Consider the following 17,082-nt stretch of genomic DNA (forward strand, 5'->3'; position numbering starts at 1 on the left):
AATCAATTATGTATGAATACAAATTTGCTGACTACCATTACCCTATTTATATGTCTAGTAATAGGCTCTAGTTGCAATGACAACAAAGATGACGGCTCAAGAGGTTTCATGTGTGTTGCCACGATTATCGGGGACACGACAAATGGTTTCTATTGCTATCTGGATGGCGGGGGACTGGTAATCTCATACGACCAAAATCTCGCTGATGCGGAAAGAGGCTATTTCGGCTTTTATTATAACGAGGAAGACTGGGAAACCTCCGCAAACGATGAAAAGTTTATCAACAATGCCCATGTCGTCACATGGTCAAAATACGAGATAATTCACCCAATTAGCAAAGAGGAGGCCAATAATACTAACATAGCCGAGAATTGTCAATTACCATCATTATTAGGTGTAGGCTATGGGTATCATGGTTATTTCGATCTACATGCAGGTTTCTCCACGGTGAACTCGGTAACCGGAGAGAAAATTCAAGGTAAAATCAATTTAGTATATGACCCTCAAGAACAAACCCAAGATTCACTGAAATTGCAACTTTACTACAATCCGAATACTCCCGATGATTGGTCAAAAACTCAGACCGACTACGGAACCGTATCATGTGATATTTCATCACTTGTAAACCTTCAGCAATGGAAAGATTCGGTAACTATTGTCGTAAAATCCGGTGATAAAGAAAAACATCGCACCAAGATCAGCAAAAATGACTTTCTAAAACCCGACAAACATTAATTCATTTATAATCCTTTTCCCCATCCACGACAACAAAACTCTGCCGTAGTGAATTTCCCTTCGCATCCACGAGATAAAGCGTATGTCGTCCGGGGGCCACATTTACCTCTAACTGGTGATGATAACGGGTAGTTCCCAAGAATTGATCATCGATATGCCAGTACACCAACGTGGAAGGCTCCCGATGAGCCATTTCAAATACAACACCACGTACCACTCCCCCTAAATCTTTGGGTATAAACACCCGCAATCCCCACTGCGGGTAAATCATTTCCATCACATCATCCTGTCCCCGCTGGCAATCGGCACGATAAGGTGGTAATTTCTTGTAATCCGAATGTGTGCGGGCATAATACCACTCCTGCACGGGAGACAGCACGAACCAAGGTTCAATCCTCATGCGTGACACGGATTCACATTCCGAATCCACCCGGAATTTACCCGTCCGATCAAGATTCACCAATCGATGGTAAGGACAAACCTCTGTTTTCTCCCCGGCACGGGCAACATAAACGGTATCTATTTCCGGGCATATTGAAGATGCCCGATACCCACTCTTACGACAAACAGCAACCGCGGACAACTCCTCCTTCGGCATATAGAAACGAGCATCTGTCCTCACCAGAGAGGCCACCTCAAACAAAATCGGTGCCGCAGCCCGTACCCCGATCAGCCCGGGACGTCCCTCACCATCCGCATTACCAACCCACACGCCAATCACGTACTCCGGATTCACCCCCACCGCCCAAGCATCCCGGAAACCGAAACTCGTTCCCGTCTTCCAAGAAAGATTCATCGAAGAGGCAAAATTCTTCCATCCTGACTCCAAATCCGGTCGTTCCACATCTTGCAAAGCCTTGAGTGTAAGCCATACCGCCGCGGCATTGACCACGTTATTCTGCACCTCGACACTATCCACCTGTTCACCTTCCCAAAGTCGTAAACGTCGAAACTCGTGGTTAAAACTCGTCCCGTCACACTCGTTATAGTGCCTCAAAATGGAAGCCATCCCCCCGTACATATTACACAAATCCCACAACTTACACTCGGCTCCTCCCAAAATCAAGCTTAACCCGTAATTCTCCGCCTTCCGATTTAACGTCGTAATCCCCATCTTTTTCAAATCATCATAGAAATGCTCCACCCCATACTCCCGCAACAAACGCACGAAAGGAATATTCAAAGACATTGACAACGCCCTGTCGGCAGGGACAATCCCTTGGAAATCCTTGTTAAAATTCGAGGGAACATATCCCCCGAAACGGGACGGAACGTCCGACACGATCGTCCCCGGCAAGATATACCCGGATTGCTGCATCAGCGCGTACAACGCCGGTTTCAAAATACTCCCCGAACTACGGTTCGACGTGATAATATCCACTTGATTTCCCCCGTCATCACGCACCTTAGGCCCGTTTCCCACGTAAGCCCGTACCTGTCCGGTCGGGATATGTGCAACCAACACGGCTGCATTATAGATATGATTGTGTTTTAACACATCAATATGCCGCCTTACAATCCCGTTCACCTGTTCTTGCAATCGGGAATCAATAAACGTCTGGCTGATCTTCCCCCGACGCTGCCCGTAAGCTCTTGCCAGCAAATGAGGTGCGATACACTCCGGACTATACACCTGTTCCGGTAAAGGTTCCGCCATCGCCATTTCCAGATCCCCTTGCTCAAAATATCCCTGTTCATAAAGTTCACGCAACAATGCATCCCGCTTTCCTTTCAAACCGGGCATATTCTTTCCCGGGTACATCAAAGCCGGGGCATTCGGCAACACGGCAAGCAATGCCGCCTCGGCCCAGCTCAGTTCATCCGGCTGACGATTAAAATATTTCAACGAAGCCGCCTGTATTCCCACGATATTCCCACCAAAAGGGGCGTGGTCCACGTACATATTCAGAATCTCCCATTTCGTGTAACTCTGTTCCAGACGAATCGCCAGCAACATTTCCAATATCTTCTCCGGAATCGTCCGGGGTGGGTTGTCACGTGACAGCCGAATCACCTGCATCGTCAACGTACTCCCGCCACTCACCACCGAACCACTCCGCACGTTCAACCACAACGCCCGTCCCACCGCTAGCGGGTCCACCCCGGAGTGAGTCAAAAACCGCTTATCCTCGAAACACAGTAAAGCGGCCATATACTTCATGGAAAGGCGCCCCCTGCCCGACACCCGGTACTGCCCGTCACTCGCCACCGTCATACCCATAATCTCCCCCTCCTTATCCAAAATCACGGTAGAATAAGGCACTGTAAACAACGGGGTTGGTAGAAAATACCACCACCCTATCACCAAGGCAAGCAACACACTCCCCCCGATCCCTAACCTAAGGATCGGCCTTCGCATAGTTTCTCTCCCGACACGCATAATAACTTGATTACAGAGAGTAATCCTCTATATGAAATCCCCGCAGGAACTCTTCCGTCTTCATCCGCTTTTTCCCGGACAACTGCAACTCTTTTATCCGAATGACTCCCCCCTTTACCAACACGTCCAAGTAAGTTTTATTATCCGTTGACAGACCCACTTCTTTCCCATGATCTTTCACGATTCGCTCCGTCTCGAAAATCTTCAATGACACAATTTCCCCGTTCTTCTTGTTTCGGAACTCGGTCCACGCCGTCGGAAAAGGTGAAAGTCCTCGTATATGATTAAAAATAGCGTCCACCCCTAGTGACCAATCCACCTTCATATCCTCCTTGAATATTTTAGGTGCGTGTTTCGGTTCACGTCCGGCCAGCAACCCGCCCTGATCCTGCAACGGGTAATCACCGACAGCCATAGCCTCCACCGTTTTCACCAGCAAATCGGCGCCCGTGTACATCAATTGATCATGCAACTCCCCGGCCGTCATGTTCGGTCCGATCTCCACCCGTTCTTGGAAAATCAAATTCCCGGTATCAATCTCGTGTTTCAAAAGAAAAGTCGTCACCCCGCTACAAGTCTCCCCGTTCATCACCGCCCAATTGATCGGGGCTGCACCCCGGTAATCCGGCAACAGTGATGCGTGTAAATTTACCGTTCCCAACGGGGGCATATTCCAAACCACCTCCGGCAACATCTTAAATGCCACCACGAGCTGCAAATCCGCTTGAAAAGCCCTCAACTCCTCCAAAAACCGTTCATCCCGGAAACGCTCCGGCTGCAACACGGGAATCCTCTTCTCCATGGCAAACTTCTTCACAGGAGACTCTTGAATCTTTTGTCCCCTCCCCGCCGGTTTATCCGGATTGGTCACGACAGCCACGACCTTGTGTCCGGCCTCCAGCAACTTCTGTAACGGATACACCGCAAAATCCGGTGTTCCCATGTACACGATTCTCAATTCACGCATTTTTATCTTTCTTTTTAAAGAAACCGATGATCTTCTTGATGAAATTAGTATACGATTCACTACTCATGACAGCCGAATCCGTCATGGCCGTGTAAGTCAAGACAGCCCCCAACGGCAACAGAATCACGGAAGAAATCCACATTCCTTGCCAAGGTTCCAGCACCCCTTCCCGGGCCGCTCGTTCCCCCATCATCCAGATAATATAATACACGATAAACAGGAAAATCGAAACAACTACTGGCGCTCCCAATCCTCCCTTACGGATGATCCCCCCCAACGGGGCCCCGATAAAGAAGAAAATAAAACAAGCAAATGACAAAGTAAACTTTCTGTGCCATTCGATATTATATTTACGAACGGCCTCTTCGTCCCGTTTATTGATAGATAAATCATTCATGTGACTCGTTTGAGCCCCCCGGGCAAGCTGCACGGCTTGGTCAATCGTGTTTTTCCGTTCCTCCACGTCAAAAGTCCGGTAAAGACTATCCAGATTCCTGACAACCCCTCTCGTCTCTTCACGAATCACGCTATCCCGCTTGGGGTTTCTCTCCTGCTTCTTCACGTAATTCTCCCGGAGCATATCGTGCGCTTTTCTTTGTTTCCGGCCATCCAATCGTAGGGACAGGGCCGAAACCGTACTATCCAGCTGGGCTATATTCAACATCCCGTAGCTATTCTTGAACAAGTCTTCATCCGTACGCTGCAAATCCTTATCACCCAACGGGATAATAAAATACTGTTTGTCAAACTGCACGCGCCGGAAAGGATAGGTTTTATTATTATTCGACTTCAATCCCTCGTCCGTGTACGTGTAACCGTGATACAACTCCACCTCCATGAAACGCCCCGTCGGGTCTGCCTCCATGATACCGGAATCCGCAATCGTCATCTCGTAATTACCCCTTCGATCCGTGTGATTGTAAATCAACATATTGTACATCATACCCGACTTCTTGTCGATCTTATCCACCTTAATACTATACCCTTCTATATCATTGATAAACACTCCCTCCTTCAAGGATAATTCCGGTTTCTGTCGTTTTATATCGTACAATAAGCTACTCGCCTTCAAGTTAGCGTAAGGAAGAACATTATTGGAAAAAAAGAAGGCCGCAATCGTGAAAATAACGATCAGCACGATCAACGGTTTCATAATCCGGTACAGGGAAATACCCGCCGCTTTCAACGCCGTTAACTCGTAATTCTCCCCCAGACTACCGAATGTCATGATGGAAGCCAACAACACTGCCAACGGCAATCCCATCGGCACCAGTGTCAAAGACACGTAAAAAAGTAATTCTGAAATAACATGGCCTTCCAGTCCTTTTCCCACCAGATCATCAATATATCGCCACAAAAACTGCATGATCAAGACGAACATACTGATAAAAAAAGTGGCCACGAAAGGACCGACAAAGCTTTTAAGCATAAACAGGTGGAGCTTCTTCATCTTTAGCACCTTATATTGGTTTTCTTATTTTTCTACTTTACTCGTGATAAACGAATCCACAAAGATAGAAAAAAACTTTATCCACCAACCGTGCGATGTAACATTTCGACCTGTTTATTCCACAATTCAATGGCATCCCCCTCTTCATCAGCATCCACAAAATCCGTGATGATCAAAGCGACCTCCTCCGTCAAAGGCTCTACGTGGAGCGAAAATTCAAAAAATTCTTCCTCATCGTCCGCATCCAGCCACTTGAAGCGCACGTAAGAATTTTTCTTCATATCCACTAACTCCGCTTCTTCACCAATACCATCCCACACAAACGTGAAGATATTTCCATCATGTTTCACATCATCGGAAAACCACTCCGCCAAACCGGGAGCAGAACTTAGACGGGAGAACAATATTGTTACCGACGATGAGAAAATGTACTCTAAATCGATTCTTTTCCTCATACTTCATTTCAATTTGCTCGACAATATATAAAAATTTTACCGGATATACAAGAAAAAACGAGACTTTAAGATGAACACATTCCTATTATTGCTGAACCTCAGAATCCTCAATCAACCGATCGCCGGCAAAACCGGACAACACGGTTTCCTTGAATTGTTTTTTCCAGACTTCATCCCGGCTTTCATCTACTCGGGAAAAACGAATGATAATATCTCCCACCGACATCGTGTGCAAATCCGAGGCCGGGTAATAGAAGTAATCATCCTCTTCCTTCGCCTCTACCAGAATATGCAAATCCACCAGTTCTTGCAACACGATACGTAATTTCCCAGTATTAATCTTCAATTCCTTGTTAATCATCCCCAAACTAGGTCCCCCTCCACCATTCACGTACACCCGAGCCACGAATTTCATAATTTTCAGCGCACATTCCAACGTCTCCATCCAAGCCGTATCCCCGAACAATTCGTTCTTGTACATGAAATGCCTGTTCCGGAAAATATAGCACAATTCCGTCCCCCACAACACGACACTCCAGCTCAACTGCAACCACACCAACAACAACGGCAAAGCGGCCAGCGTACCGTATATGGCACTGTAAGAACTCATGCCGATCTGGAAACGGATGTAAAACCATTGAATGATCTGGTAAACCGTCCCGGCAATCATCGCCGCCACGAAAGCGTGCTTGAACTTCACCGGGGTCGCCGGCATGAACATATAGAGGAAGATAAACAGCATCCACACCAGCATATAAGGCAACAACTTGATCAAAACTTGCAGGAAAGAACTGATCAACGGAAAATTCTCCTGCCAGCCGGAACTTGTCATGAACAAATTCAGACTACTCACGAGAATCATCAGTATCGGGGCAATAAAGATAATCGAGAAATAATCCGTGAACATCCGCCGTAAACTCCTTCCCTTTCGCACCCCCCAGATACGGTTCATCGTCATTTCGGTACTATTCAACACCTTAATCACCGACCAAAGCAAAATCACGATACCAACCCCCGTGATCACCCCGCCCTTGGCATGATCAATCGCTTTCGTGACATACCCCAGCAACTGCCCGGCAAACTCTTGGTTATCGCCCAATTGCAACATAAACTCCTTCTCCAAAGCCTCGCGGGCGCCAAATCCGGCAGCCAAAGCGAAAGCCAGCGCCATCAACGGGATAAACGACAGGATCGAATAAAACGTGAGTGCCGATGCCGAAATCGTACACGCATCCTTGATAAAACGATTGAAAGAAACCACCACAATAGACAACGCCTTCTGCAAGAACTCCGTGATCACGAAACGATTCCCATAATCCCTGCGCAAAACCATGTAATGATAATCCAAATCCAACAGACAATCCATACGACGGAGCATCTCTTTTTTATATCGAAGCAACAGACTTATCCCCTTATGCTCTTTCAATCTATTCATATCCCTTTTCTTTGAAAATATTCGAGTTTCAAAGGTACGAAAAACCCCGCAACTTTCGTTACGGGGTTTTTAATATATTTTATTATTTCCTTGTCCTTGGAGTTCTTTTTATTTCAACAACTTTTGCAACAAGCTCTTCAGCTCCGGGCTTGAGGGACGGGGCGAATTAATCGTAACGACCTTTCCTTTTTTGTCAAATACCATAAACCGAGGTATCCCTTTAATTTTATAATCATTCATTATTTTATCCCGACCTTGCTTGTTCTCACCATTAGCAAACAACTGGATACCTTCCAATCCTTCCTGTTCCAATGCCTCCAACCATTTCTTATAGTCTTTCTGTTCGTCGACAGATACACCGATAAAGACCACGTCTTTTCCCCTCATCTCCTTTTCTAGTTTAAGCAAATGTGGAATTTCTGCCCGACAAGGCCCACACCATGTAGCCCAAACATCCACGACAACTACTTTTCCTCGAAAATCCGACAAGGAAACCAGTTTCCCATTCCGATCCGGGTAGGTAAAATCAGATGCTAATTTTCCGGCAGCACCCTTGTATAATTTAGCCGAAACAGCATCTAATCGTTGTTGATGATTAACTGTTGTCAAATAGTTCCCGTATATATCCAAAAGCTTGATATAATCTTCATACTTCCTACACTTTTCCATCTCCCAAAGAATCATTTCAGCTTTCAACGGATCACTTGACAACCATTCCAAACGATCCTCCAAAGCAATCCGTTCTTTTTCACCACCACAAGCAAAAGTTGTATAACGTTGTAAATAATCGTAGCCATAAGGTTGTCTTAATATAGAAGCATCCGATAACTTTCCTTTTTCCACGATTGTTTTATAATATTCCGGATAATCTGCTGGAGTCGGACGACTTGGTATATGTGTCGGTCTACCATCACGCATATAAACTTCTTTCGTCGCTTTTAAAGCATTCAATATTCTAAACGCAGCATAATCCAAATCGTAATCAACAGTTTGCTTAACTAAAGCCGCAAAAGTCGCATCCCGAAGAGTGATTTCGTCCTTAAACTTTTCCGCCTGTGGTAAAAAAGCCTCAAAATAAGGGTAAAAATCCCTGTAATCGAATAAAACATATTTCATATCATCCAATCTTTTCCTCACAGGTATCATCATTGATTCCCAACGAGCCAGTAAAAGATTTTCTGGAGTATTACGGTCAGTTATCATCAGCGTATCTTCTAAGATGTTTACCTCGGCCCGATCACCCGGCTCCAGATACAAACGTACACGATCTAAAATTTTCTCTCCTCCCACGGTATAAAATCCCTGATATGCAGGTTGAAAAGAAAAACCATAATGCCCATCTTCACTAATATGAGTTGTTGCCACCAAACGTTCCTTACCATCCACCACCTCATACAGATTTACATTCTCCATTTTATCCTTCGTCACCTTTCCTTTCAATTCGACATAAGTAGTACGATCTGTCAACTCATCTTGTAATTTATCGAAAGCTCTTTTTATAAGCTCTTTCAATTGTGGAGTTCCAGCCTTATTCTCAGCCTCTCGCCCTAACTGAATATAATGTTCAACTTGACTGTTATCGCCAAGATCCACGATAAAATTTAAGCCTCCGAGCATATCAAACTCAACATAAGTCGGCAAATTCTCCTTATTTTTCTCCAAACATTGCAACACGTTCTCGACATCCCGGGCCTTCAAAGCAACAATATACTCCAACAGGCAACTAATCTTATCTTTTCCATCAAACTCGATCTTTTCCGATTGTCTTTTTATCAATCCACACATTTCAACCCACGTATTCCCTTTATCACTATGTAAACGATTCAACGCATCCGAATACACGGAACAAATCCGTTCATCTACAATTGTACCTCCAATATTTTTATCAAAATCCGACTTATTTTCTACCAAATAAATAAACCGTTCATCATTCGGCAACATCTCTTGTTCAAAAAGATACCAGTTCTCCCTGCGACATTTCACCTTATCATTCAATTTACCAAACGCTTCCTGACAAAAAGTTTCAATTTCTTTATCGCGTGAAGCATCTCTCAATGCATTTACATAGGCGGCATATTCTTTTGTGGACAATTTGCCCGCTTGATTACGCCCCTCCAAGTAGAGCAATGAAGTCTTTTCATTTAAGCCTCTCTCCACACGCATCCGGAATCGCTCCCATTGGCTGCCACCCACTAATTTATGTTGTACCGTACCATCCGGTCGTAATATGAAGAAAGTTGGAAAAGCACGCACTTCAAAACGTTTTCCGAGTTCTATTCCTTCACCCTTTTCCATATCGTATTTCACACACACAAATTCTTCATTCATAAACTCCCCAGCCTCAGCTAATGTAAACACATTGTTCAACATATTTTTACAAGGTCCACACCAACTGGTATAACAATCCATGAACACTAACTTTCCCTCTTTTTGGGCTTGTTCCAAAGCCTGCCGGAAAGTCAGATCACGAAATTCCACTCCTTGAGCATTTGCACGAAAGATGGTACCGCACAAAAGTGCGGCCCATAATATCAATCTAATTTTCATCTTTTCAATCGTTATTTTTTATATTCGAAATCGACTACTTTCCCACAAACATTTTTATAACGGGCAACTTCTTTTAACGAACCATCCGTACTCATCTCCAGCACCACGATAGAACCCGAGTTCTTTGCACCTGAACCATCACTGACACCAACCCACATCTGGTTGGTATTTCCAACCTGATCACATTCGATATAGTCAACATTTCCTCCTCCAACTTCATACTCCATTAACAAATTCCCCGTATCAAAACTAACACAAGCTATCTTTCCGGCATAACCATAATATAGGAAATTTGCTTTCTGGGAAGTCGTAAAAGTATGAGCCTCCTTACCTCCCGGATGAGACAACTGCCTCTTCTTTTTCGGAGAAAACTGAGGATTACCGTCCTTATCTTTACCCACCTCAAAAGAAAGCATGTAATGTTCGCCCGAATCATCAACCATGACAGCTCGTCCGCTACTCATAGAATACTCGTTACCAAACAATCCTCCCCACACCATCTGCATCCCCACGCTATTAGGATTAAACTCTCCCGTCAGATCATCCGGTAAAGTGATAATTTCATCCCATTGCAAAGGACATTTCATGGAAATAAAGCGCTCTTTCCCCTGATCATAAAAATAAGCCCTGTAATTAACCATAGAAAAAAAGAAATCAAACGGGGCTATTTTCTCGTAGTCTCCTTTCACGGCAACCCCGTACTTCGGATAACCGTTTGCCCGATTCTCTCTCCGGTAAAGAAGTCCATTATTGTTCACATATTCATATAAAGTAACACTATGCGTACCAAAAGACTGTGGTTTAACAATCTCCGGTTGGAAATAAAACATATCTTTAAAATCCATTACATACGACATATCCAAAGGTTTAACCACTACTCCACCTCGCTCATCATCCGTCATAATCACCACCATCTTTTCCGCTCCAGCAATCATACTTGTTATATAACGAACCCCGGTCGGTTTTTTGCCGGCTACTTCCCCGTTTACCTTCTGGTAGGCATCCTCTACCACCGAACCGACAACATTCACGAAAGTCACGTTAGCCTCCCCGTTCACGTTACTCAACGCCATCATCCCTTTTGAATAGGAATTGACTACCGTAACCTGTGTCAACCGATCAGGAACATACTGTATTCCCGTTTTTTTATCCGTCATCTCGAAAACGAGCGTGTATTCCTCCGGTATACTTGTAACTTCCACATCTAAGTCCTTCTCAAAAGATAGAGTATCCGACTTCGTGGGATTGCCAGAACCGTAAGTAATATACATATGCCACAAGTAAGTATAATTTTCCGGGTTGAAATTTCCATCACTTACAGCAATCTCCGGTGTAATCTGCAAATGTGTAAATTGTTCCACCGTCGTATCTTTCATCCTTTCGATAGTAACATCGTTTAATTCCCTGTATATATCATTCCCCTTATCCTCCAAACAGGCATAAAAGGCACAGACAATAAACCCTAACAAACAATATATTTTTTTCATTTATGCTTTTCATTTACTAAGTTACACAATAAATCACCAAGGTTCTATAATAGCGTTGTTCTCATCCCTGATCGGGTAGTTTTCCTCGAAATAATCACTCATATAGGCTCCATACACTTGCCACATCGTGCGCTCATTGGAATACTCGCTCGCTTCTACCGGGAAATCCCGTTTCAATTCAATCATACACAACTCGTGTTTCCGCCGGGAATAATCGCCGAAATCATACTTGATTGTCTGCTCCCAGTAAATCGGCTTGCCCAACATATTAGAAACAAGTAACCTGCAACTCAACCGCTCGGTAATTCCCAATTCCAGTGTTTCCGAAGGTTTCAAGGCAAGCGCAATGACAACTTGTTTGTTTTCCAAAGCCTCATCCTTATTATAAATAACCACGGGAATATTCACGTATACCGAATCACGGGGCAACTCGTACTCTGCTTGCAAGGCCTCATAATGTAAACCCACTTCCGCTGTCGTCTTTTCCTCATCCACCACGACAATCACCGGACGCCCTTCAGGTGCGGCCTCCCCGGCCAAATTTACCCGAACCCACAACGTATCCTGATCAACACCCTTACCCGCAAAAGAATAAACGATACTGTCCAATGTCTTCGTCCAATAATAACTTTCCGTCTGCAACTGGAAATAAACAGCATCCTTTCCTGTAAAAGGATAGTCAGCATTATCCTTACAACTTCCAAAAGCTATCAACAACAAGAAAATATAATATAATTTTTTCATAATTCCGCTTTATTTAATATCACCAAACTCCATTTCATCATCCGGCATCGGGAACACGTAATTACCGGTCATCACAACACCCATATCGGGCAAAGTATTATAATCAAGCCGCTTATAATAATAAAACAATTGTCCTTCTGCCATAAACTCTTTCCGATACTCGGCCTCGATTTCCGCGGCTAGATCACAATTCTCCTCCAACGGATAATTCACATATCCTCGATGATCACGCAAGGTTTGTAAATAACCTTTATCACCTGAAGCCTCCGCGGCAATCAAGTACATCTCCGACAATTTCAATAAAGGAATCCTGTTCACGCCCCGGTATTTACCAATATATGTTTTAGCTTCCCCGGTTTTCAAAAAAAACGTGTTCTGGTTCCGCCAATCTATATCCACGCCGGGAGTTCCAAACACACTGGCCCGGCGAGTATCAGAAATATGACATTGTACGGTACTCTCTTCTCCAAAATACACATCCGAACGCCCCTCTTCCATATCATACACATACAAAGAAGATATGTATTCATTTTCACTACACAAACTTCCCCATGTATTACCATCCCCCAACTGAGATTCCTCCAACAAAGTAAACTTTTCCCCATCAATAACTTCCTTTGCACATTCCAAAGCTTTCGTTTTGTCGCCTTTGTATAAATATACACGTGCTAGCAAGGCCGTCATTCCGTAATAATTCAAATGGGATTTCCGATACAGCCAAAAACCATCTCCCTGAATATAATCCTCTGTCTCGTAACCTTTCTCTGTATACGAATCAAATGATGGCCCGATCGGATCTACCTCCTTGATCAATTTTCGTGCAGCCTCCACATCATCAATCACCTTATCGATCACCTCTGCTACAGTCAATTGGGCTATTGGTTTATTGGTCACCTCTTCTACATAAGGAATTGCAGCCACATTAGCCCCCCTCAAATACGATGGAGCAAACCCTCGTAACACATCAAAATGCAAGAATCCCCGTAATGCCATAGCCTCCGCCTTCACGGTCTCATACACACCGCTACTAAAAACACCTCTCTTTTCATCGACATTAGCAAGAATATGATTACAATTCGCTATCGCATTATAATTTCCCCGCCAGATAGCATCAATACATTCTTCAACCTTAGTTGACTCATAATCATACTTGAGAGCATCCTCATAATTAATTGACACATCCGTATACACCTGCCCTACCATATCTAAAAAACCCATCGTCTCATTCCCACCATACATTTCCGTTCTCGCCATAACCGTATATATACCGGTCAATGCATCCCGAAAGCCCGCTTCTGACTCAAACAAAGCTTCCTGTTTTATTTGTGATTTCGGGTCCACATCCAACCAATCACTGCAACCACCCAACAAAAGGACTCCTGCCAACCCAATGTATTTTACAATTCTATATTTCATAATTCTGACCTATTTATTTCATAAATAATTAAAACCGGGCTTGTAAACCAATACTAAAATTACGGGCAAACGGATAATCAATACCTCTTTCCTGTTTCACTGTCGAAACCCGGAACACATCGTTCATATAGAATAAGGCTTTCAATCGCTTTAATCCGATTTTCTTCATCCAAGGCATTTTAAATTCATACGACAAATTCAAGGTGGACAACTCCAACCAATTATTATCCTCGATAAAACGGGATGTCGGTTTGGTCACACTTGTCGCATTTGCGGTAGCACCACCGATAAGTTTCGTAAACATCACCCGGTCACCCGGTTTCTGCCAACGTTCCTCAAATACACGTCGATCAACATTCTCCCGCAAAGCCGCATCCTGCACTTTATCCACTAACGTCTGATTGTAAATTTGTCCTCCATAACTGTAACGGAAAATGACATTCAACTGAAGTCCTTTCCACGCCAAATTTGTCCCGAACGTACCTTCCAAATCTGAATCCGTACATCCCCCAATTACATAATTATCCGTACTCCAAGTTGTCACGATATCTCCATTCACAGCCTGAAACAACTCGTTTCCTGTTGCCGGGTCCACTCCCAATGACTGATTTACCCAAATAGAATTCATGGATTTCCCTTCAACATAACGAACTTTAGGACGATTTGACTCTTTACTTTTAGATCCGGACATCGTGTCTTCATCCTGATTGTCATTATACGCACGTAAAGCATTCGAAATCTTCAGTAGCTTATTCTTGTTATGTAAGGCTGTTGCGTTCACACTCCAATATAATTGCTTGGAAAGATTTTTCACCAACGCCACGCGCAGATTCAACTCGTACCCGTAATTCTTCACCTCGCCCAAGTTATCCATATACGAATTGAAACCCAAAGAAGGCGGTAAAGTCACAGTAGTCAACACATCTTTGGATAATTTTATGTAATAGTTACCCGTGAAATTAATCCGTTCATCCCACAAATCAATATCCACTCCATAATTTTGTTGCAACGTGCGCTGCCACCCTAATTTTTCGTTTCCCAAAGCCATCACTTCGGCTCCCACCGTATGGTGATAACGCTCTCCCGTCAAATACTTATAAGTCGTCATCGCCTGATAAGGATTGTAATTCTGGCTACCTGTCAAACCGTATGAACCGCGAATCTTCAACCGATTGATAAAAGTCACGTTTTTCAGAAATCCCTCGTTATGCAAATTCCAACCTAAACCCACAGACCAAAATGGAGCCCATCGCTTGTCAGAACCAAAACGAGAAGATGCATCTTCACGAAAAGAAAGATCCAACAAATAACGTTCATCATAACTGTAATTCAAATTACCCAAAAAACCTACTAAACGAGAAGTATATTCGTCTCCAGCCGGAGAACCGTCTTTCTCGTATTGTGTTGCAAAACTGATATAATCCAAATTTTCATTCGGAAATCCTTCCGTCTTTACCGTAAATTCCCTTGTCACACTCTCCTGAAGATTCCAACCTAAATTAGCATTAATCACATGCTTTTCCAATTGATAAAAATAGGTCATTACCAAACTGGCATCGTAACTGTAATTCTCCCCGCGACTTCCAACATAAGATCCCCGACGATCAAAATCATCGTCCTCATAATCCGCAAAATCCGTATGCTTGGCTGGCTTAAAATTATCCTTATATGTATTTTGATGTGTAAACGAAAAACTCCCTTTTAACCGCAATCCATCCATAATACTCCAATCCACCCCGAAATTATTCGTCACGTCATTGTATTTCTCCTCATCTGTCGTATTCAATGTCGTATTATACAACGGATTATAGTAATCTTTCCCTAATCCGCCACCACCGATCGGAACATATTCATCAACTTTATAAATATAGTTACCATCATCATCCTTATACCGTACGTAAGGATTACGTTTCGTGTAAACACTAAACGAGCCATAAGGAGAATTTATCGCCTTTACATTCGAATAAGTCAAATTATTCCTAAAAGTCAGATTCTTATAAATATACTGTAACTCCATTCCCAAAGCCAAACGACGACGACCGGATTCTTTCATTACTCCCGGTGTATTACTATACCCCAGTTCAATTCCATACCGGATATTGTCATTACCGCCATCCAAACGTAATGAATGTTTATTAGCCACGGCCACGGCATCCAACGGCTTATCCAACCAGTACGTGTCATACCCCCTCTCGATATTCGCCAACTTCTCGTTATACCACTTATTCAACGTGAGTTGTTGATTCACAGACTTAGACGTGTACATCCCCGCTAACTTTTCAATTTCTAACTTCTCGACCGCATTACACACGTTATAATCACTCAAATCGGCAATATAAAACGAGGCATCTACATTATAACTCACCTGCATCTTACCGTTCGCCGGGGCATTGGTCGTGATAACCACGACTCCATTGGAGGCTCGCGATCCGTAAATTGCCGTTGCTGCCGCATCCTTCAACAATGTAATAGATGCCACCCGGTAAGGGTCCATGTCATACACCTTCTCTGCCGTCGTTTCGAACCCGTCAACGATAAATACCGGCGTGTTCGGGTTTCCCTCGTATTCACTCTCGATCCCGGAAATACTCCCGGCTCCCCGGATCTGGAATTCAGGAACCACGTTCGGGTTCGAACCGGCCAGATTATTATCTATTTTCATGAAAGAAGGATCAACATTTTGTAAAGCTGTCAGGATATTTTGATTTCCCCCCATCTGCAACTCCTCTGCCGTGATGGTCCGGGCAGCCCCGGTAAAACTATTTTTTGCCTGCGTATAGTACCCGGTAACCACGACGTCCTCTAACTCACTTATCTCCTCCTCCATCACCACATCAATCTGTGTACGTTTTCCAATCACCTCTTCTTTTTGTTTCATCCCAATCATTGAAAACACTAGGGCATTATTTCCTACCGGAACCGCCAACGTATACTTCCCGTCCACGTCCGTCACGGTGCCTAACTTCGTGCCTTTGATAATCACGGTCACGCCCGGTAAAGGTTCCTTCTTTTCATCCGTCACCTTACCCGTAATCCGGTTCTCTTTCTTCTCTTGATCGGTAGTCTTTTTTTGAATAATAATCACGTTCTCCTTAAACAAAAATGACAACCCGGTATTTTCCAGACATTTCTCCAGAACATCCCGCACCATAGTTTGACGTACATCCACGTTGATATGCTGGATAGATTGCACGTCTTCGGATTTATAGATAAACATATATTCTGTCAACTGTTCTATATTTCTGAACACTTGACTTAACGTCGCATCAGACATTTTCAAGTCGATACGAGCCTCCTGAGCGCTAATGGTAGCGTGACAGGCACAAAAACCCAAAAGCATAAAAAATGCAAGTAATTTCATTTTTCTCAACGTTTGTTGAAATTTCCGTTTTTTTCTCATAACTTTGTTTAGCTTATTATTAAATTAATACAGTGTTAGCTGAGGGGCTAACAGGTAAGGGGATGT

The 17,082-nt window shown here is 43.8% G+C and carries 11 protein-coding genes; 1 reads left to right on the forward strand and 10 read right to left on the reverse strand.

Annotated features, from left to right (window positions below; all coding sequences use genetic code 11):
• The first annotated feature begins 12 nt into the window (after positions 1 to 12).
• On the forward strand, positions 13 to 735 hold the full coding sequence (locus tag R8806_RS05885; RefSeq protein WP_124316577.1) for a hypothetical protein: 723 nt from the start codon (positions 13 to 15) through the stop codon (positions 733 to 735).
• Position 736: 1 nt separating this feature from the next.
• Here R8806_RS05885 and pbpC read toward each other — a convergent pair whose 3' ends face one another.
• From pbpC to R8806_RS05935, 10 genes are all read right to left on the reverse strand, one after another.
• Positions 737 to 3,094, reverse strand: coding sequence for a penicillin-binding protein 1C (gene pbpC / locus R8806_RS05890; protein ID WP_221230311.1), 2,358 nt, complete (start codon positions 3,092 to 3,094; stop codon positions 737 to 739).
• 31 nt (positions 3,095 to 3,125) lie between these two features.
• Positions 3,126 to 4,088: a methionyl-tRNA formyltransferase gene (fmt, locus tag R8806_RS05895; RefSeq protein WP_183312866.1), complete on the reverse strand. Its 963-nt coding sequence runs from the start codon at positions 4,086 to 4,088 to the stop codon at positions 3,126 to 3,128.
• A complete protein-coding gene (locus R8806_RS05900; protein WP_124316579.1) occupies positions 4,075 to 5,532 on the reverse strand; it encodes an LptF/LptG family permease in 1,458 nt (485 codons plus the stop codon). Before R8806_RS05900 ends, fmt begins: the two co-directional genes overlap by 14 nt.
• Positions 5,533 to 5,609: 77 nt before the next feature.
• Positions 5,610 to 5,987 (reverse strand): START-like domain-containing protein, encoded by a 378-nt coding sequence (locus tag R8806_RS05905; RefSeq protein WP_118258286.1) that lies wholly within the window; start codon positions 5,985 to 5,987, stop codon positions 5,610 to 5,612.
• An 85-nt stretch (positions 5,988 to 6,072) separates the two neighbouring features.
• Positions 6,073 to 7,422, reverse strand: a complete 1,350-nt coding sequence (locus R8806_RS05910; RefSeq protein ID WP_124316580.1) for a YihY/virulence factor BrkB family protein — start codon at positions 7,420 to 7,422, stop codon at positions 6,073 to 6,075.
• A gap of 108 nt (positions 7,423 to 7,530) precedes the next feature.
• The gene (locus tag R8806_RS05915) at positions 7,531 to 9,969 is read right to left on the reverse strand and encodes a TlpA family protein disulfide reductase (RefSeq protein ID WP_124316581.1); all 2,439 of its coding nucleotides are present in this window, start codon (positions 9,967 to 9,969) and stop codon (positions 7,531 to 7,533) included.
• A gap of 11 nt (positions 9,970 to 9,980) precedes the next feature.
• Positions 9,981 to 11,456, reverse strand: a complete 1,476-nt coding sequence (locus R8806_RS05920; RefSeq protein WP_124316582.1) for a PKD-like family lipoprotein — start codon at positions 11,454 to 11,456, stop codon at positions 9,981 to 9,983.
• A 33-nt stretch (positions 11,457 to 11,489) separates the two neighbouring features.
• A complete protein-coding gene (locus tag R8806_RS05925; RefSeq protein WP_124316583.1) occupies positions 11,490 to 12,200 on the reverse strand; it encodes a DUF4843 domain-containing protein in 711 nt (236 codons plus the stop codon).
• 9 nt (positions 12,201 to 12,209) lie between these two features.
• On the reverse strand, positions 12,210 to 13,616 hold the full coding sequence (locus tag R8806_RS05930) for a RagB/SusD family nutrient uptake outer membrane protein (RefSeq protein WP_124316584.1): 1,407 nt from the start codon (positions 13,614 to 13,616) through the stop codon (positions 12,210 to 12,212).
• Between the two features lie 28 nt (positions 13,617 to 13,644).
• Complete coding sequence (locus tag R8806_RS05935; RefSeq protein ID WP_229782925.1) at positions 13,645 to 16,977, reverse strand: SusC/RagA family TonB-linked outer membrane protein; 3,333 nt, start codon at positions 16,975 to 16,977, stop codon at positions 13,645 to 13,647.
• Positions 16,978 to 17,082: the final 105 nt, after the last annotated feature.

It is taken from the genome of Butyricimonas faecihominis (assembly GCF_033096445.1).
Lineage (GTDB): Bacteria > Bacteroidota > Bacteroidia > Bacteroidales > Marinifilaceae > Butyricimonas > Butyricimonas faecihominis.